This window comes from Micromonospora siamensis (genome assembly GCF_900090305.1).
Lineage (GTDB): Bacteria > Actinomycetota > Actinomycetes > Mycobacteriales > Micromonosporaceae > Micromonospora > Micromonospora siamensis.
In genome coordinates this window covers 3,707,408-3,722,480 of the sequence record NZ_LT607751.1, presented here as the reverse complement: position 1 = coordinate 3,722,480, position 15,073 = coordinate 3,707,408, and the positions used below count along the sequence as shown (strand labels likewise).

The 15,073-nt window shown below is 73.7% G+C and carries 17 protein-coding genes; 8 read left to right on the top strand and 9 right to left on the bottom strand.

What is annotated here, in order from left to right:
• Window positions 1-13: 13 nt before the first annotated feature.
• A complete protein-coding gene (locus tag GA0074704_RS17240) occupies window positions 14-1,426 on the bottom strand; it encodes a cytochrome ubiquinol oxidase subunit I (protein ID WP_197697665.1) in 1,413 nt (470 codons plus the stop codon).
• Between the two features lie 175 nt (window positions 1,427-1,601).
• Between GA0074704_RS17240 and GA0074704_RS17235 the strand changes: the two genes are divergently transcribed.
• Window positions 1,602-2,378, top strand: a complete 777-nt coding sequence (locus tag GA0074704_RS17235; protein ID WP_088971455.1) for a lysophospholipid acyltransferase family protein — start codon at window positions 1,602-1,604, stop codon at window positions 2,376-2,378.
• 30 nt (window positions 2,379-2,408) lie between these two features.
• Here GA0074704_RS17235 and GA0074704_RS17230 read toward each other — a convergent pair whose 3' ends face one another.
• Window positions 2,409-3,242 carry a nitroreductase/quinone reductase family protein gene (locus tag GA0074704_RS17230; RefSeq protein ID WP_088971454.1) on the bottom strand — a complete coding sequence of 278 codons (834 nt, stop codon included), beginning with the start codon at window positions 3,240-3,242 and terminating at the stop codon, window positions 2,409-2,411.
• Window positions 3,243-3,669: 427 nt separating this feature from the next.
• Between GA0074704_RS17230 and GA0074704_RS17225 the strand changes: the two genes are divergently transcribed.
• Window positions 3,670-4,515 (top strand): SDR family NAD(P)-dependent oxidoreductase, encoded by an 846-nt coding sequence (locus GA0074704_RS17225; RefSeq protein ID WP_088971453.1) that lies wholly within the window; start codon window positions 3,670-3,672, stop codon window positions 4,513-4,515.
• Here GA0074704_RS17225 and GA0074704_RS17220 read toward each other — a convergent pair.
• Together GA0074704_RS17220 and GA0074704_RS17215 are read right to left on the bottom strand one after the other, a co-directional pair.
• Window positions 4,512-4,880 (bottom strand): DUF4180 domain-containing protein, encoded by a 369-nt coding sequence (locus GA0074704_RS17220; protein ID WP_088971452.1) that lies wholly within the window; start codon window positions 4,878-4,880, stop codon window positions 4,512-4,514. The genes GA0074704_RS17225 and GA0074704_RS17220 overlap by 4 nt on opposite strands.
• On the bottom strand, window positions 4,873-5,310 hold the full coding sequence (locus GA0074704_RS17215) for a helix-turn-helix domain-containing protein (RefSeq protein WP_088971451.1): 438 nt from the start codon (window positions 5,308-5,310) through the stop codon (window positions 4,873-4,875). The genes GA0074704_RS17220 and GA0074704_RS17215 overlap by 8 nt, the downstream gene beginning before the upstream one ends.
• A gap of 106 nt (window positions 5,311-5,416) precedes the next feature.
• Between GA0074704_RS17215 and GA0074704_RS17210 the strand changes: the two genes are divergently transcribed.
• The 3 genes from GA0074704_RS17210 to GA0074704_RS17200 are packed head-to-tail and all read left to right on the top strand — an operon-like array spanning window position 5,417 to window position 8,360.
• A complete protein-coding gene (locus GA0074704_RS17210) occupies window positions 5,417-6,184 on the top strand; it encodes a glycerophosphodiester phosphodiesterase (RefSeq protein ID WP_088971450.1) in 768 nt (255 codons plus the stop codon).
• Window positions 6,185-6,203: 19 nt separating this feature from the next.
• Window positions 6,204-7,595 (top strand): MFS transporter, encoded by a 1,392-nt coding sequence (locus tag GA0074704_RS17205; RefSeq protein ID WP_088971449.1) that lies wholly within the window; start codon window positions 6,204-6,206, stop codon window positions 7,593-7,595.
• 45 nt (window positions 7,596-7,640) lie between these two features.
• Window positions 7,641-8,360, top strand: a complete 720-nt coding sequence (locus tag GA0074704_RS17200) for a thymidine kinase (RefSeq protein WP_088971448.1) — start codon at window positions 7,641-7,643, stop codon at window positions 8,358-8,360.
• A gap of 3 nt (window positions 8,361-8,363) precedes the next feature.
• Here the strand turns inward: GA0074704_RS17200 and GA0074704_RS17195 are convergent, their stop codons facing one another.
• Entirely contained in the window at window positions 8,364-8,822 is a 459-nt protein-coding gene (locus GA0074704_RS17195) for an Rv0361 family membrane protein (RefSeq protein WP_088971447.1), read from the bottom strand.
• A 112-nt stretch (window positions 8,823-8,934) separates the two neighbouring features.
• On the opposite strand from GA0074704_RS17195, the gene GA0074704_RS17190 reads away from it, so the two are divergent.
• Window positions 8,935-10,641 carry an acyl-CoA dehydrogenase family protein gene (locus tag GA0074704_RS17190; RefSeq protein ID WP_088971446.1) on the top strand — a complete coding sequence of 569 codons (1,707 nt, stop codon included), beginning with the start codon at window positions 8,935-8,937 and terminating at the stop codon, window positions 10,639-10,641.
• A 4-nt stretch (window positions 10,642-10,645) separates the two neighbouring features.
• Here GA0074704_RS17190 and GA0074704_RS17185 read toward each other — a convergent pair whose 3' ends face one another.
• Window positions 10,646-11,461, bottom strand: a complete 816-nt coding sequence (locus GA0074704_RS17185; RefSeq protein ID WP_088971445.1) for an alpha/beta fold hydrolase — start codon at window positions 11,459-11,461, stop codon at window positions 10,646-10,648.
• A 13-nt stretch (window positions 11,462-11,474) separates the two neighbouring features.
• Window positions 11,475-12,140, bottom strand: coding sequence for a DUF4097 family beta strand repeat-containing protein (locus GA0074704_RS17180; RefSeq protein WP_331716633.1), 666 nt, complete (start codon window positions 12,138-12,140; stop codon window positions 11,475-11,477).
• Window positions 12,141-12,372: 232 nt separating this feature from the next.
• Between GA0074704_RS17180 and GA0074704_RS17175 the strand changes: the two genes are divergently transcribed.
• On the top strand, window positions 12,373-13,122 hold the full coding sequence (locus GA0074704_RS17175; RefSeq protein ID WP_088971444.1) for a helix-turn-helix domain-containing protein: 750 nt from the start codon (window positions 12,373-12,375) through the stop codon (window positions 13,120-13,122).
• Between the two features lie 14 nt (window positions 13,123-13,136).
• Window positions 13,137-13,508: a VOC family protein gene (locus GA0074704_RS17170; protein ID WP_088971443.1), complete on the top strand. Its 372-nt coding sequence runs from the start codon at window positions 13,137-13,139 to the stop codon at window positions 13,506-13,508.
• Window positions 13,509-13,556: 48 nt separating this feature from the next.
• Here the strand turns inward: GA0074704_RS17170 and GA0074704_RS17165 are convergent, their stop codons facing one another.
• Both GA0074704_RS17165 and GA0074704_RS17160 read right to left on the bottom strand, forming a co-directional pair.
• Window positions 13,557-14,402 carry an LLM class flavin-dependent oxidoreductase gene (locus GA0074704_RS17165; protein ID WP_088971442.1) on the bottom strand — a complete coding sequence of 282 codons (846 nt, stop codon included), beginning with the start codon at window positions 14,400-14,402 and terminating at the stop codon, window positions 13,557-13,559.
• Between the two features lie 91 nt (window positions 14,403-14,493).
• Complete coding sequence (locus tag GA0074704_RS17160; protein ID WP_231926498.1) at window positions 14,494-15,033, bottom strand: DUF1062 domain-containing protein; 540 nt, start codon at window positions 15,031-15,033, stop codon at window positions 14,494-14,496.
• Window positions 15,034-15,073: the final 40 nt, after the last annotated feature.

Below are 15,073 nucleotides of genomic sequence, written 5' to 3'. Positions count from 1 at the left end.
AGGCTCCGGGGTTTCAGTAGGCGAAGGCGAGCGGGCGCTCGGCGTCGTCGGTGTCGTCGTCGACGGGCGCCGGGGTGACGTCGGGTACGCCGGCGCGGGCGTAGCGGACCAGCAGCTTGAACTCGATCACCGCGAGGGTGGCGTAGATCAGCGTGAAGGCGGTGAACGAGGTGAGCACCTCGGTCAGCGACACGCTGCGGGACACCCCGTTGCGGGTGAGCATCTCGCCGAAGACGATCCACGGCTGGCGGCCCATCTCGGTGAAGATCCAGCCGAAGGAGTTGGCCAGCAGCGGCAGCACGGGCAGGACCAGGCCGGCGCGCAGCAGCCACCGGCTGGTCGGGGTGCGGCCCTTGCGCTGGCTCCAGAGCACCAGCAGGGCGATGGCGGCGGCGGCCAGCCCAAAGCCGATCATGAAGCGGAAGCTCCAGTAGGTGACCGGGATGATCGGGGCGTAGTTGCCGGGGCCGTACTGGCTGGCGTACTGGGCCTGCAGGTCGTTGATGCCCTGCACGGTGCCGTTCGGGTCGCCGGTGCCGAGGAACGACAGCAGGTAGGGGATCTTCAGGGCGAAGACCTCGCGGCTGCCGTCGAGGCTGCCGACGGTGAACACGGAGAATGAGGCGGGGCTCTCGGTGGTGTAGAGGCCCTCGGCGGCGGCCATCTTCATCGGCTGCACCTGGGTCATGATCTTGCCCTGGATGTCGCCGGTGATCAGCACGGCCGCGGTGGCGACCATGACGGTCCAGGCGCCGAACTTCGTGGCGAAGCGGTAGGCGCCGGTGTCGGCGCTGTCGCGGTTGCGCATCACGTGCCACAGCCCGACGGTGAGCACCAGCGACCCGGCGACCAGGAACGACCCGGCCAGGGTGTGCGGGAAGGTGATCAGGGCGACCTTGTTGGTCAGCACGGCGACGAAGTCGGTCAGCTCGGCCCGGCCGCTGTCGGGGTTGATCCGGAACCCGACCGGGTTCTGCATGAACGAGTTCGCGGCGAGGATGAAGTACGCCGACAGGTTGGTGCCGATCGCCGCGGCCCAGATGCTGGCCAGGTGCGCCCGCTTGGGCAGCCGGTCCCAGCCGAAGATCCACAGGCCGATGAAGGTGGATTCCAGGAAGAAGGCCACCAGGGCCTCGATCGCCAGGGGGGCGCCGAAGATGTCGCCGACGAAGCGGGAGTAGTCGCTCCAGTTCATGCCGAACTGGAACTCCTGCACGATGCCGGTGACCACGCCCATCGCGAAGTTGATCAGGAAGAGCTTGCCGTAGAACCTGGTCAGCTTGAGGTAGCGCTCGTTGCCGGTGCGGTGCCACATCGTCTGGAGGATCGCCACCAGCACCGACAGGCCGATGGTCAGCGGCACGAAAAGGAAGTGGTAGACGGTGGTGACACCGAACTGCCAGCGGGCGACGTCCAACGCGTCCACCTGGAACCCCCAGCTCTGCATACTACGAGACGTAGTAAATACTACTGCGCGTCGTAGAAGTTTCGGCAGGGGCGGGGGTCCCCTACCCACCCGGGACCAATGACCCTGATCACCTCTGCCGACCGGCCCGGGATCGGGTCACCGGCCCACCCACGGGCATGCGACCATCGGCGCGGTGACGAACACCCCGACCCCGTGGCGGCCACCCCTGATCTGGCGCGCCGCCCTCCTGCTCGCCCGCGGCGTCGTGGCCGCCCTGGCCCGCCTCGAGGTCAGCGGCGACGTGCCCGAGCGGCTGCGCCGCGGCCCCCTGGTGCTGGCCGCCAACCACATCAGCCCGTTCGACCCCGTGGTCCTGGCCGCCGCCTGTGCCACCCGCGGCGTCGCCCCCCGGATCATGGCCACCGGCGGCCTGTTCCGCGCCCCCGTGCTCGGGTCGCTGATGCGCCGCGCCGGGCACCTGCGCGTCGACCGGGGCACCGCCGCCGTGCACCGCGCCCTCGACGACGCCGCCTCGGCGGCCGCCGCCGGCTCGGTGATCCTGGTCTACCCCGAGGGCCGCATCGGCCTGGACCCCGGGATGTGGCCCGAACGGGGCAAGACCGGCGCCGCCCGGCTCGCCCTGGCCTGCGGCGCACCCGTCATCCCCGTCGCCCAGTGGGGCTCCCACGAGATCCTGCCCTACCGCGCGCCCAAGGGCGCTCTGCGCGGCATCGCCCGATCCCTGCTGCGCCGCCCGGTGGTCCGGGTGCGCTTCGGTGAACCGCTGGACCTGCACGACCTGCCGACCGGCGCCCCGGGCACCGCCCGGCGCGGCACCGACCGGATCATCGACGCCATCACCGACACCCTGGTGCCGCTGCGCCCCGACGAGCCGGACCGGCCCCGCCACGTCGACCCCGGCCGGCCGGTCGACACCAGCCGCGCCCACCGCCGCCGCCCGCCCGAATGAACCCGACGGACGGGCGGCGGCGGACAGCCCTCAGCCGTCCAGCAGCGGCACCAGCTGCTCCTCCTCGTAGGCCAGGTGCGCCTCGACCTGGGCGGTGAGCCGCCGCACCTCGGCGTGAAGCGTCACCGGGTCGACCGCCGGCGCGGCGAGCAGCTCCCGCAGCTCGTCCAGCAACGCGGCCATCGCCCGGTGCTCGGCGTCGAGCCGCTCCAGCACCGGGCGCAGCCGCGGTCCCCGCTGCGCCAGCCACGGGAAGATCCGCTCGTCCTCGCCACGATGGTGGTTGCGCAACCCCTGACACACCGTCAGGCAGTTCATCCGCAACTGCGCGCCGATCCCCGCCCCCGCCCCGGCCACCTCGCGGCGGATCAGGTCCAGCTCGCGGCGGAACGCGTCGTGGATCGCCACCAGCGCCGCCCCCGGGGAGGCGGCGGCGGCCGGGGTCGGCGGCCCGGGCAGCGGCACCAGCGCCACCACCGGCAGCACCCGACCGGAGCGGCGCTGGTAGTCGCTCCACCCGGCGTCGGCGGCCACCGCGCGGGCGAAGACCCCGTCCCGCTCGGCACCGGTGAGGACCTCGGCGCGGGCCCGGTAGGTGAAGACGCCGTCCTCGACGGTCACCAGCGGGTCCGCGAGCAGGTTGCGCAACCACTGCGGGTCACGGGTCGCGCCGCCGGCCGAGGCGATGACCAGCACCCGGTCCCCACCGTCGGGCAGGTAACCCAGCGGGGTCGTGTGCGGGGTGCCGGTCCGCGCGCCGGTGGTGGTCAGCAGGAGCAGTCGGCCCCCGGCGAACGGGCCGCCCAGGCGGCCGGCGTTGGCACGGAACTCCTCGATGATCGTGTCGTTGAAGTCGTTCGGCATGGGTCGTGGATTCTCCGGTGGATCTCGAGCCGGCGCGGGCGACGCGCACGCGGCGAGCAGGAAGGACAGCTGTCCGGGAGGGTCGCGGACCGTGGCGCGGGGTCGCCCGGCGGCGGCACGGTCGGCGTACGGATGCGGCGTACCCGCCCGGGCCGGCGGGCACCACCGCACGCACGTCACGCGGGTGGGCCGGCCGGGGGCCGGGCGGGGAGAAGAAGAGGAAACGGCGGGGCGCGGGCCCGCCGGCGGCTCACGCGCCGGCCGGGTGCCCTGTCCGCTGATGGCCTGAGGCCGACCCGGCAGTCACGCCCCCCACCGTAGGGGGCCAACCCCCGTCCGGACAACGCAGGCGGACGATTTCCGCCGCCGACACGCGCCGACGGTGAGACCCTGCCCGGTAGGACCCCAACGGGAAGGCGGGACAGGCATGAGCGAGCCGACGGTGCTGATCACCGGCACCTCCACCGGAATCGGACTGGAGATCGCCCTGGGCTGCGCCCGCGCCGGGTGGCGCACCGTGGCCACCATGCGCGACCTGGGTCGCGCCGACGCGCTACGCGCCGCCGCCGACGCCGCCGGGGTGACCGACCTGATCGACGTACGCCGGCTCGACGTGGCCGACCAGGCGTCGGTGGCCGCCTGCGTCGCCGACGTCATCGACGCGTACGGGCGACTCGACGCGGTGGTGAACAACGCCGGCGCCGGTCACGTCGGCACCCTGGAACTGGACCGGGTCGACGACGTACGCCGGGTGATGGAGACCAACTTCTTCGGGGTGCTGCACGTCAGCCGGGCCACCCTGGCGCACCTGCGCGCCGCCCGGGGCCGGCTCGTCGCGGTCACCAGCGTCGGCGGGGTGGTCGGGCAGCCGTTCAACGAGGCGTACTGCGCGGCGAAGTTCGCCGTCGAGGGCTACCTGGAATCCCTCGCCCCGCTGGCCGCCACCCTCGGGGTGAGCGTCACCGTGGCCGAGCCGGGCGCGGTGGCCAGCGAGTTCGTCGCCAACATCGGCCTGGACCGGGACGCCGCCGTCGCCGCCGCCGGGGCGTACGGGCCGGCGCTCGGCGCCTACCTGGACACCGCCGCGTCGTCGTTCGCCGCCGCCCAGTCCCCGGCCGACGCCGCCGCGGTGGTGGTCGACGTGGTCGCCGGGCGGGCCACCCCACCGTTTCGGGTGCAGACCTCCGAGGGCGCCCGCCGGTTCGTCGGGGTGAAACTCGCCGACCTGGACGGCAGCGCCGTCACCGGGATGACCGCCACCTGGGTGGGTTAACCCCGCCCGCGCAGCCGGTCGGCGAGGGCGTCGAGGTCGGTCACGAACCACACGTGGCCGGCACGGTTGGACTCGTGCACCAGGGCGCGCAGCGCGGAACTGGCCGCCAGGTGTGCGCTGATGTCACCGACGACGGCCAGCCGCAGCCGGTAGTTGACGAACTTCTGCATCACGTCACCGGCGAAGCGGGTACCCAGGGAGAAGAAGGTGGGGTCGAGTCGGCCGGCGGGCACCACCACCACCTCGGCGCCGGCGAACGCGGCGCCGATCAGGTCCAACGCGTCGGCCTCGGTGGCCAGCGGCGGCCCGGCCGGGTCGCAGACCAGCACCGGCGTTCCGGCGATCTCGCGCATCTCGTCAGGCACCGCGGGCCCCCTCGGCGAACACGTCAGTGAGCAGGGCGTCGAGCAGCCGCAGCAGGTCCGCGGTGGCCGCGGGACCGCCGAGCACCACCACCCGCAGCCGGTCGCGTTCGGGCTCGTGCACCACCTGCACCCGCAGCGGCCGGCCCGGCTCGCCGCCGGTGTTCGCCGCGGCGAGCAGCAGGGTGCCCAGCCGGTCGGCGGTCACCCGGTCGACGGCGTCGACCTGCACGATGCTCGACACCTCCACCGAGCGCCGCGTCGGCGGGGACGGGCGGCCGGTCAACGCGTCCAGGTCGGCCCGGGTGATCCGGTACTGCTTGCCGATCCGGGTGGCGCGCAGCCGCCCGGCGCGGATGTAGCCGCGCACGGTGCGCGGATGCAGGTCGAGCAGCGCCGCGACCTGCTCCACGGAGTACACATCATCACTCATCGCCCGCAACCATAGCCCGGATAGGGAAGGATAGGGAATGCCGGCGGCGCGGTAAGGTCGCCGCCCGGTCACCCGGCCGTCATCCCCGCCGGGCATACTGCCTCGCGTGCTGACCCGCAGCGGCTACCTCGACGCCCCCGCGCCGCTGGCGTTCGCCCACCGTGGCGGCGCCGCCGACGGCGACGAGAACACCGCCGCGGCGTTCGCCCGCGCCATCGCCCTGGGCTACCGGTACGTCGAGACCGACGTCCACGGCACCGCCGACGGCGTGGCGGTGGTCTTCCACGACACCACCCTGCGCCGGGTCACCGGCGAACCCGGCCGCATCGCCGACCTGCGCTGGGCCGACCTGGCGTCGGTACGCGTCGGCGGCGCCGCCGTCGTGCCCCGCCTCGACGAGGTCCTCGCCGCCTGGCCGCAGGTGCGGTTCAACATCGACGTCAAGGCCGACGGCGGCGTCGAACCGACCGTCGACACCGTACGGCGCACCGGCGCCGGCGAACGGGTGCTGCTGGCCTCGTTCAGCGACGCCCGGCTGGCCCGCCTGCGGGCCCTCACCCAGGGGCGGGTCGCCACCGGCCTGGGCATGCGCGGGGTTGCCCGGCTACGGCTGGCCTCCCTGCACGGCCGGCCGCTGCGGCTGCCCCCGTCCGTGGTCGCCGCCCAGGTCCCCGTCCGGTACGGGCGGATCAGGGTGGTGGACCGCCGGTTCCTCGACCACGCCCACCGCCTCGGCCTGCACGTGCACGTCTGGACGATCGACGAACCCGACCAGATGCACCACTTACTTGATCTCGGTGTGGATGGCATCATGACCGATCACGTCGGCGTGCTGCGCGACGTCTACCGCAGCCGCGGCCACTGGGCCGCCTGAACCTCCCCGAGGACCGAAGATGGCCGAGACGGTCGCCCCCGACCTCGCCGACGCCCCCCGGCCGGCGAGCACTCCCCGCGAGCGGCGCGGCTGGTACCTGTACGACTGGGCCAACTCGGCGTTCCAGACCACCGTCATCACGGTGTTCCTCGGACCGTTCCTGACCACCGTCACCGAACTGGCCGCCGGCTGCGAGCTGGGCGCGGACAGCTGCGACGGGGTGGTGCACCCGCTGGGCATCCGGGTGGCGGCCGGCTCCTACTACCCGTACCTGATCTCGCTGTCGGTGTTCCTCACCGTCTTCGTGCTGCCGGTGGTCGGCGCGGTCGCCGACCGGTCGGTGCACAAGAAGCGGCTGCTGGCCGCCGCCGCGTTCGCCGGCGCCGGCGCCACCATCGCCTTCGCGTTCGTCACCGGCGAGCGGTACCTGCTCGGCGGGGCGCTGTTCCTGGTCGCCAACATCTCCTTCGGCGCCGCCGTGGTGGTCTACAACTCGTTCCTGCCGCAGCTCGGCGGGCCCGACGAACGCGACGCGATCTCCAGCCGCGGCTGGGCCATCGGCTACCTGGGCGGCGGCCTGCTGCTCGCGCTCAACCTGGTCGCGGTGTCGATGCTGTCCGAGGACGGCAACCCGCAACGCACCCTGGACCTGGCCCGCTGGTCGATCGTGTCGGCCGGGGTGTGGTGGGCGGCGTTCACCCTGCTGCCGCTGCGCTGGCTGCGCGAGCACCCCACGGCCGAGGCGCTACGCGGCGGCGGCAACGTGCTCACCGACGGCTTCCGGCAGCTCGGCCGCACCCTGCGGGAGATCAAGGCGTACCCGCTGACCCTGTTCTTCCTGCTGGCGTTCCTGGTCTACAACGACGGCATCCAGACCGTCATCACCCTGGCCAGCCAGTACGGCACCGAGGAGCTCCGGCTGGAGCAGGGCACCCTGATCGTGACGATCCTGCTGGTGCAGTTCCTGGCCTTCGGCGGCGCGCTCGCCCTCGGCGCGCTGGCCCGACGCATCGGCGCCTGGAAGACCGTGCTGCTGTCCCTGGTGCTGTGGACCGGTGTGATCATCGCCGCGTTCCGGCTGCCCGCCGAGGCGCCGGTGCCGTTCATGATCCTCGGCGGGTGCATCGGCCTGGTCCTCGGCGGCAGCCAGGCGCTGAGCCGGTCGCTGTTCAGCCAGCTCATCCCCGCCGGCAAGGAGGGCGAATACTACGGCTTCTACGAGATCAGCGACAAGGGCACCAGCTGGCTCGGGCCGCTCGCCTTCGGCCTGGTGTTCCAGCTCACCTCCTCCTACCGGGTGGGCCTGGTCTCCCTGCTGATCTTCTTCGTCCTCGGCTTCGCGCTGCTCGCGGCCGTGCCGATCCGCCGGGCGATCCTCGCCGCGGGCAACACCCCACCGCGGGTGCTGTAAGCACCAGACCGATCGGCCACGACCGATGGGCTAGGCTGCCCCGACGTGACCGACGACGCCGCTGCCGCCCCGATCTGCCTGGCCCGGCCCCTGCCCGGGCCCGACGACCCCACCGCCATCGGCTGCGCCGCCGCGCGGGGCGTCGACGGACGGCCGCTGCACGCCGCCGCGCTGAAGTTCTTCTGGGGCCCGATGGACTGCGGCAAGTCCACCATGGCCCTGCAGATGAACTACAACCACGCCCGGCAGGGCCGCCGCGGGCTGGTCACCACCCGTATCGACCGGTCGCTGGGCCCGCAGGTCACCACCCGCATCGGCCTGGCCCACGAGGCCATCGAGGTCACCGACTCGCTGGACCTGCGCGACCTGGTCCGCGACGCCTGGGCCGAGGGGGTACGCGTGGACTACCTGATCTGCGACGAGGCGTCCTTCTACAACCTGGAGCACGTCGAGCAGATGGCCGACCTGGTCGACAACTACGACGTCGACGTGTACGCCTTCGGCCTGGCCACCGACTTCCGCTCCTGCCTGTTCCCCGCCGCGCAGCGGCTGTTCGAACTGGCCGACGAGGTGGCCCGCATCCAGGTCGAGGTGCTCTGCTGGTGCGGCCGGGAAGGGCTGCTCAACGCCCGGGTGGTCAACGACCGGGTGGTCCGCGAGGGCGCCCAGGTGGTCATCGGTGACACCGTCGACAACGCCGACGTGCGCTACCAGGTGCTCTGCCGCCGCCACTACCGCGCCGGCGACCTCGGGCCGCGCGGCTGAGCCTCAGAACGGGTCGCCGCAGACCCGCCATTTCCCGTCCTCCTGCACCACCGGCAGCTTCCGCTCCTCGCCTGCCCCGCCGTCGCGGGTCAACCGCACCGTGACCGTGGCCCGGGGCCGCCCCCGCAGGGTCGAGATCGACACGTCGGTGATCTCGTAGCCGCTGACCCGCGGCGGGGTCCGTACCCAGCTGTCGAAGCCGACCTGACTCCACCGGGTCCGGGCGTCGGCGCACAGCTTCCCGTACGCCCGCTCGGTGTCCCCGGCGGCGACCTGCTGCAGGAACCCGTCCGCGGTCTCCCGTACCGGGCCGCCGGCCTGCGTCACCACCTGCACGTTCCAGGCCGCCAACCCGGCCACCCCGATCAGGCAGGTGCCCAGCCCGAGCCCGGCCAGCACCAGGCCGGAGCGGACCGGCCGGACGCGCCGGGCCGGCCTGCTCCACCGCTGCTGCGTGCCCATCACCTGTAGACCGTAGGCAACGAACCGGCCACCGCGCAGGAGGTCCGGCCCTGTCGCCGGGGGCGTCGCATCGTCTACGGTCGGCACCGACACCCCCGGGAGGAGCCCACCGATGACCCGTTTCGTGCAGCCGGCGCCGCCCCCCGACGATCCGTACACCGGTGACGCGCTGCTGCGCTCCTGGCTGGAACGGCAGCTCGGTGCGGGCGGGCACGCGGCCGCGAAGGGCCGGCTGGCCGACCTGGCCGCCGAGGTCACCGGCGCGCTGCGCGCCGCGCACGCCGACGCCGAGGCGCACCCGCCCACCCTGCGCCGGTACGACCCGTGGGGCGCGCGGATCGACCGGATCGACACCCCGGCCGGCTGGCAGGCCCAGCGCGCCGCCGCCGCCCGGCACGCCGTGGTCGCGCTGCCCTGGCTGGACTCCGCCCGCGACACCTGGGGCGCCACCGCACGGGTCGTCCAGCACGCCCTGCTGCACCTGTACGCGCCCGAGTCGGCCACCTTCTCCTGCCCGGTCGCGATGGCCGACGGCGCCGCCGCGCTGCTCAGCCGTCCCGAGGTCGACCCCGCGATCCGCGCCGCCTGGCTGCCCCGACTGACCTCCACCGACCCGGACACCGCCGTGGTCAGCGGGCAGTGGATGACCGAGTCGACCGGCGGGTCGGACCTGTCGCGTTCCGGCGCGGTGGCGCGACCGGCCGCCGACGGGTCGTGGCGGCTGACCGGGGAGAAGTGGTTCTGCTCGGCCGCCGACGCGCCGATGGCGGTGGCCCTGGCCCGCCCCGACGGCGCCGGCCGGGGCAGCCGGGTGCTCGCCCCGTTCCTGGTGCCCCGCTACGCCGCCGACTCGCCGCTGGCCGGCGCCACCCTGCCCGGCGACTTCCCCGCCCCCGGGGTCACCGTGCACCGGCTCAAGGACAAGCTCGGCACCTGGGCGCTGCCCACCGCCGAGATCGGCCTGCGCGACGCGTACGCGCTGCCGCTGGGTGACCCGCACGTGCCCGGCCTGGGACGGGCGATGACCCTGGTGGTGGTGACCCGGGTGCACAACGCCAACGCCGCCGCGTCCGGGATGCGCCGCGGCCTGGCCCACGCCCGCGCGTACGCCGACGCCCGGCACGTGGCCGGGGGCCGGCTCGCCGACAACCCGCTGCACCGAGCCACCCTGGGCACCCTCGCCGTCGACGCGGCCGGTGCGTTCGTCCTCGCCGGGCACGCCTTCGCGCTGCTCGGCCGGGTGGAGGTCGACGCCGACCCGGCCGCCGACGCCGAGCTGCGAGTGGTGGCCCCGCTGGCCAAGCTGGCCACCGGCCGCCTCGCCGTCGCCTCGGCCAGCGAGTACGTGGAGGCGTTCGGCGGGGCCGGCTACGTCGAGGACACCGGCGTGCCCCGGCTGCTACGCGACGCGCAGGTGCTGCCCATCTGGGAGGGCACCACCAACGTGCTCGCGCTGGACGTGCTGCGGGCGATCAGCCGGGAAGGCGCCGGAACGCCCCTGCTGGCCCGGCTGGCCGCCGCCACCGACCTGGCCGCGGCGCTCGACCCGGCCCTCGCCGACACCCTCGCCACGGTCACCGGGGAGCTGCGCGACACCGTCGGTCGGGTCGCCGCCGACCCGACGGCGGTCGAGGTGGTGGCCGGCGCGCGGGGGCTGGCGCTGCGCCTGGCGTACGCGCTCACCGCCGCGCTGCTGGTGGAGCACGCCGCGTGGGGCGACGAGCAGGCGGCGGTGGCGGCCCGGCTGTGGACCCGGCGGTGGCTGCGCCACTCCGACGTCGCCGCCGACGCCCACCGACACCTGGAGCTGCTCTGCTGACCGCTCACCGCTGCTCGCCGCCGAGGGCGGCGACCTCCCGCACGGCCGCGGAGATGGCCGGGAAGTCCTTCTTCAGCAGCGCTCCGTGGTTGCTGGACACCTTCGCGCCCACCTCGATGTGCGGATTGCGGGCGGTCACCGCGTCCAGGCTGGTGCGGATCCGTTCCTGCTCGTCGCCGCGGCTGCCGAACGACGTCCCGGAGGCGACGACGTACCGCACCGGGACGGTGATGGCGTCCAGCACCGGCCCCAGTTCGCGCTCCCGGGAGATGACGCCCACCTCGATGTTGCTGTCGGCCTGCTGTGCGGCCGTCATCCGCGGCGCCAGGCCGGTGGGACGCAGCAGCGGGAGGAACCAGCTCATCCGCCGGAACAGCGTGCGGATCCGCCGCTCCATCGCCTCGTCGAGCCAGTCGTACGGGAACGCCCCGTCGACCAGGACCGCGCCGATCGTGCGGTCGGGGTTGCGGCTGGCCCAGTGCGCCGCGACGAACGCCCCGTACGACCAGCCCACCAGCACCGCCCGTGAAACGTCCCGGGCGGCCAGCACAGCGTCGACGTCGCGTACGGCCGCGGCGAAGGAGTAGTCGGCCGAGCGCCGCGACCTGCCGCGGGCCCGCTCGTCGTAGGTGATGTGCCGCCACCCGGTTCCCAGGTCGGCGATGACGTGCCGCCAGTACCCCTGGGTGGCGAACTGGCCGTTGAGGTAGACCACCGGGACGCCGGGGCCGCCGGTGTCGGTGACGGCCAGGGCGGTGTCCTCGACCGGCACCATGCCGGTCCACGTCGTGCCGGTCGGGGACGTGCTGTTCTTCGTCATGCTGCTGCTCCTTCTACAGGCTGCGGGCGGTGATGTCGCCCTGGCCGGTGGTGGCGTGGATGTCGAGTTCGGCAGTGCCGTCGTTCCGGAGGGCGTTGCTGATGCGGCCGGTGCCGGTGCCGGCGTCCAGGGCGGCCGACACTCCGGCCGCGGCGGCGACCGAGATGTCGCCGGAGCCGGTGCGCAGCACGACGGTGCCGGACACGGCGGCGCCGATCCGGATGTCGCCGCGCGCGGTGCTGATCTCCGCCGGACCGGTGAGCCGGCCGATCTCGACGTCGCCGTCGATCGCGGTGAGGCGGACGTGCCCGGCCTCGTCGACCTTGGTGCGGTACGCGCCGTCGACCGTGAGGTCGCCGAGGCGGCCGACGCCGCGCAGCTCGGAGCCGGCGGCCTTGACCTCGACGTCGGAGCCGGCCGGCAGTCGTACGGTGACCGTCAGGGATCCGGAGGGGCCCAGGAGCCGGTTGGGGCGCTGCTGGGTGTGGATGCGTAGGACGCCGTCGGTGAGGGCGACGGTGGTCTGCGCGGCGGCCCGTACGTCGCTGTTCCTGGCCGGCTCGGTGGGCAGGACCTCGACGGTGGTGTCGGCGCGGTCGGCGGCGATGACCTGGACGCGCCCGGCCGGGAGGGCCAGCACGGCGGTGATCGGGGTGGGGGTGTCGAACGTCTGCATCATGCTCTCCACTGCTGGGCTTTGTTTCCGACAGAGGAAAAGCTACGTTGCGTTCGATGTCGCGGCAACATACCTGTTGCGTCGAGGTGCTGAAATAGCTGCTCAGAGCCCGCTTTTCGTTGCAACGGGTATGGACGTAACGCAACACGATTACCGTCGGCCGTTGCAATGGATGGCGGTGAACGCTATGGTCGGCACGACACGACCGCCGTCAGGGACGACCGAGGGGACCGCGATGCCGGGAGGAAGGCTCAGCCAGCAGGAACGCCAGCAGATCGCGTTGGGGCTGGCCGACAGCCTCCCCTACGCCGAGATAGCCCGCCGCATCGAGCGTCCGACGTCGACCGTCACCCGGGAGGTGATGCGCAACGGCGGCCCGACCGCCTACCGCGCCGACCTGGCCCACCGTGCGACCGAGCGCCGTGCCCACCGCCGCCGGTCCGCTGCCTCCCGCACCGCGCAGCAGGTCGCACCGGCTCCGGGACGCGGCGCCGAGGCCCTGGCCGAGTACGAGGAGGCCCTCACCACCGTGCTCATGGCCTCCGGCCTGCCCAGGATGACCGCCCGGGTGTTGACCTGCCTGTTCACCACCGACGCGGGCAGCCTCACCGCGTCGGGCCTGGCGCAGCGCCTCCAGGTCAGCCCGGCGTCGGTCTCCAAGGCGATCACCTTCCTGGAGGGCCAGAGCCTCGTCCGCCGCGAACGCGACGAACGCCGCCGCGACCGCTACATCGTCGACGACGAACTCTTCTACCAGGCGACCATCGCCAGCGCCCGCGCCAACGACCAGCTCGTGGCGACCGCCCGCCAGGGGGTGGCCGTCCTCGGCCCCGACACCCCGGCCGCCGCCCGGCTGGAGAACATCGCCCGCTTCCTCGACTTCATCAGCGAGAGCATCGTCCGCGCCGCCGAGCAGGCCCGCGAGGTCCTGCACGCCCCGACCGGCCCACGGGCGGACACCGCCGAGAAATGTCAGGGCCGGTGAGCAGGATGGCAGCCATGACCGCACCCGCCGACCTCATCATGGTCAACCTGGACAGTTCCGACCCGGCCGCCCACGCCGCCTTCTACGCCGACGCCCTCGGCTGGGAGGTCACCCACAGCGAGGCCGAGTACGCGATGATCACCAAAGACGGCACGTCGATCGGCTTCGGCCTGGTCCCCGACTACCGCCCGCCGGCCTGGCCCGACACCGCCGGCGCCAAGCGCTACCACCTCGACCTGTACGTCGACGACCTGGCCGAGGCGCAGGAGCGGTTCGTCGCGGCCGGGGCGAGCCGGCCGGAGCACCAGCCCGGCGGCGACCGGTGGGTGGTGCTCATCGACCCGATCGGCCAGCCGTTCTGCATCTGCCCCCGCCCCCAGGGCTGACGACGGCCGGTTCGGCGCGCCGACGGCGCGCCGAACCGGCCGCGGCGATCAGCGCAGCGGGCCCCGCTCGACAGCCGCCCGCATCGCGTCCGGGTCACCGGACTTGACGAACTCCAGCCACCAGGTCGCCCCCGCCTGCTCGATCTGGCCCAGGTAGGCCCGCTCGGCGCGCTCGTCCGGGCGCCGTCGCCGACCGCCGATCGCCACGTCGAACCGTTCGCCGTCGGCACGGGTGGCCGGCAGTGCCGTGACCAGGTCGTGCACCTCGTCCGGGGTGAGGTCGGTCCAGTCGGCGGTGTCGGTGAGCTTGTAGGGGACGATGCCGTCCGCGCGGGCGGCCCGGCGCAGCACCGCCTTGGCCTGGGTGCTGCCGCCCACCCAGACCGGCACCCGGTGCGGCTGCACCGCGACCGGCCGCAGCGCCACGCCGTCGGCCCGGTAGTGCGCTCCCCGGTGGTGCAGCCGCTCGCCGGCCAGCAGGCCGAGCAGCACGTCCAGGCCCTCGTCGAGCATCGCCGCCCGCGTCTTCACCTCGGTGGCCTCACCGCACGGCGCCCACCCGGGATCGTTCGGGTCACCGAGACCGACCGCGACGGTGGCGCGACCGGCGGAGAGGTGGTCGAGGGTGAGCACCTCCCGGGCCAGCTTCGCCGGACGGCGTCGGGGCAGCCCGGTGACCGTGGTGCCGAGCCTGATCCGGCTGGTACGGGCGGCGATGGTGGCCAGCAGCAGCCACGGGTCGAAGGTCGGCGGGTCGACGCCCTCGTAGTAGACGAGGTAGTCCTCGAAGAACACCCCGTCCCAACCGGCCCGCTCGGCCCGCTCGCCCAACTCGGTCAGGAGCGCCGCGCTCATGCCAGCTCCGCCGCAGGAGATCTCCAGTCCGTGTCTCATCCGCAGCACGGTACGGCCGGGGGCTGACAGCCGCCCCGCCCGTGGCGGCGGTGGTCGCGCCGGGTCCGGCGCCCGGCGCGGCCACCTCCCACTAGCCCTCGGCCAGCACGGTGACGGTGAATCCGGTGCTCGTCGGACGGCTCAGCGACCGGTCGGACTTGACCCGGTGCAGCACCTGCGGCCTGGTGAGGCCGAGCCCGTGGGCGATGAGCCGGTCCGGGCGCACCGGCACCGGATCGTCGAAGACGACCTCGACCCGGACCGGCCACCCCTGGTCCAGCGGCACCGGGGTGGTGTCCAGCCGCCACGCGCCGGTCCAGTCCAGGCTGAAGTGGCCCCGGCGGGCCAGCGCCGGATCCAGTAGCCAGGACGCCACGAGGGCCGGATCGTTGACCCGGTAGCCGCGCAACTCGGCCGGGTCGAGGGAGCTGACCGGGCTCCGTTCGTGGACGGTGAGCTTGCGGGTCCGGTCGCAGGACACGCAGCGGACCAGCAGCCACACGTCCAGCAGCTTGCGGTTGGCGTTGACGCGGAACCTGCCCCGGCCGGTGGTCGCCGACTTCGACGGGCAGTCCAGGCAGGGCAGCGTCAGCAGGGGCAGCCGGGTTCGACGGACGAACCAGGACAGCACGGTATGAGGTTGTGAAGACATGAGGTTGCAGACCTGATCT

What these genes read in the sequence shown, in the direction of transcription:
- GA0074704_RS17230 (WP_088971454.1), bottom strand. Translation starts at nt 3,242, where the DNA reads ATGCCGAACGACTTCAACGACACGATCATCGAGGAGTTCCGTGCCAAC.
- GA0074704_RS17225 (WP_088971453.1), top strand. Translation starts at nt 3,670, where the DNA reads ATGAGCGAGCCGACGGTGCTGATCACCGGCACCTCCACCGGAATCGGA.
- GA0074704_RS17215 (WP_088971451.1), bottom strand. Translation starts at nt 5,310, where the DNA reads ATGAGTGATGATGTGTACTCCGTGGAGCAGGTCGCGGCGCTGCTCGAC.
- GA0074704_RS17205 (WP_088971449.1), top strand. Translation starts at nt 6,204, where the DNA reads ATGGCCGAGACGGTCGCCCCCGACCTCGCCGACGCCCCCCGGCCGGCG.
- GA0074704_RS17195 (WP_088971447.1), bottom strand. Translation starts at nt 8,822, where the DNA reads ATGGGCACGCAGCAGCGGTGGAGCAGGCCGGCCCGGCGCGTCCGGCCG.
- GA0074704_RS17190 (WP_088971446.1), top strand. Translation starts at nt 8,935, where the DNA reads ATGACCCGTTTCGTGCAGCCGGCGCCGCCCCCCGACGATCCGTACACC.
- GA0074704_RS17185 (WP_088971445.1), bottom strand. Translation starts at nt 11,461, where the DNA reads ATGACGAAGAACAGCACGTCCCCGACCGGCACGACGTGGACCGGCATG.
- GA0074704_RS17180 (WP_331716633.1), bottom strand. Translation starts at nt 12,140, where the DNA reads ATGATGCAGACGTTCGACACCCCCACCCCGATCACCGCCGTGCTGGCC.
- GA0074704_RS17175 (WP_088971444.1), top strand. Translation starts at nt 12,373, where the DNA reads ATGCCGGGAGGAAGGCTCAGCCAGCAGGAACGCCAGCAGATCGCGTTG.
- GA0074704_RS17170 (WP_088971443.1), top strand. Translation starts at nt 13,137, where the DNA reads ATGACCGCACCCGCCGACCTCATCATGGTCAACCTGGACAGTTCCGAC.
- GA0074704_RS17165 (WP_088971442.1), bottom strand. Translation starts at nt 14,402, where the DNA reads ATGAGACACGGACTGGAGATCTCCTGCGGCGGAGCTGGCATGAGCGCG.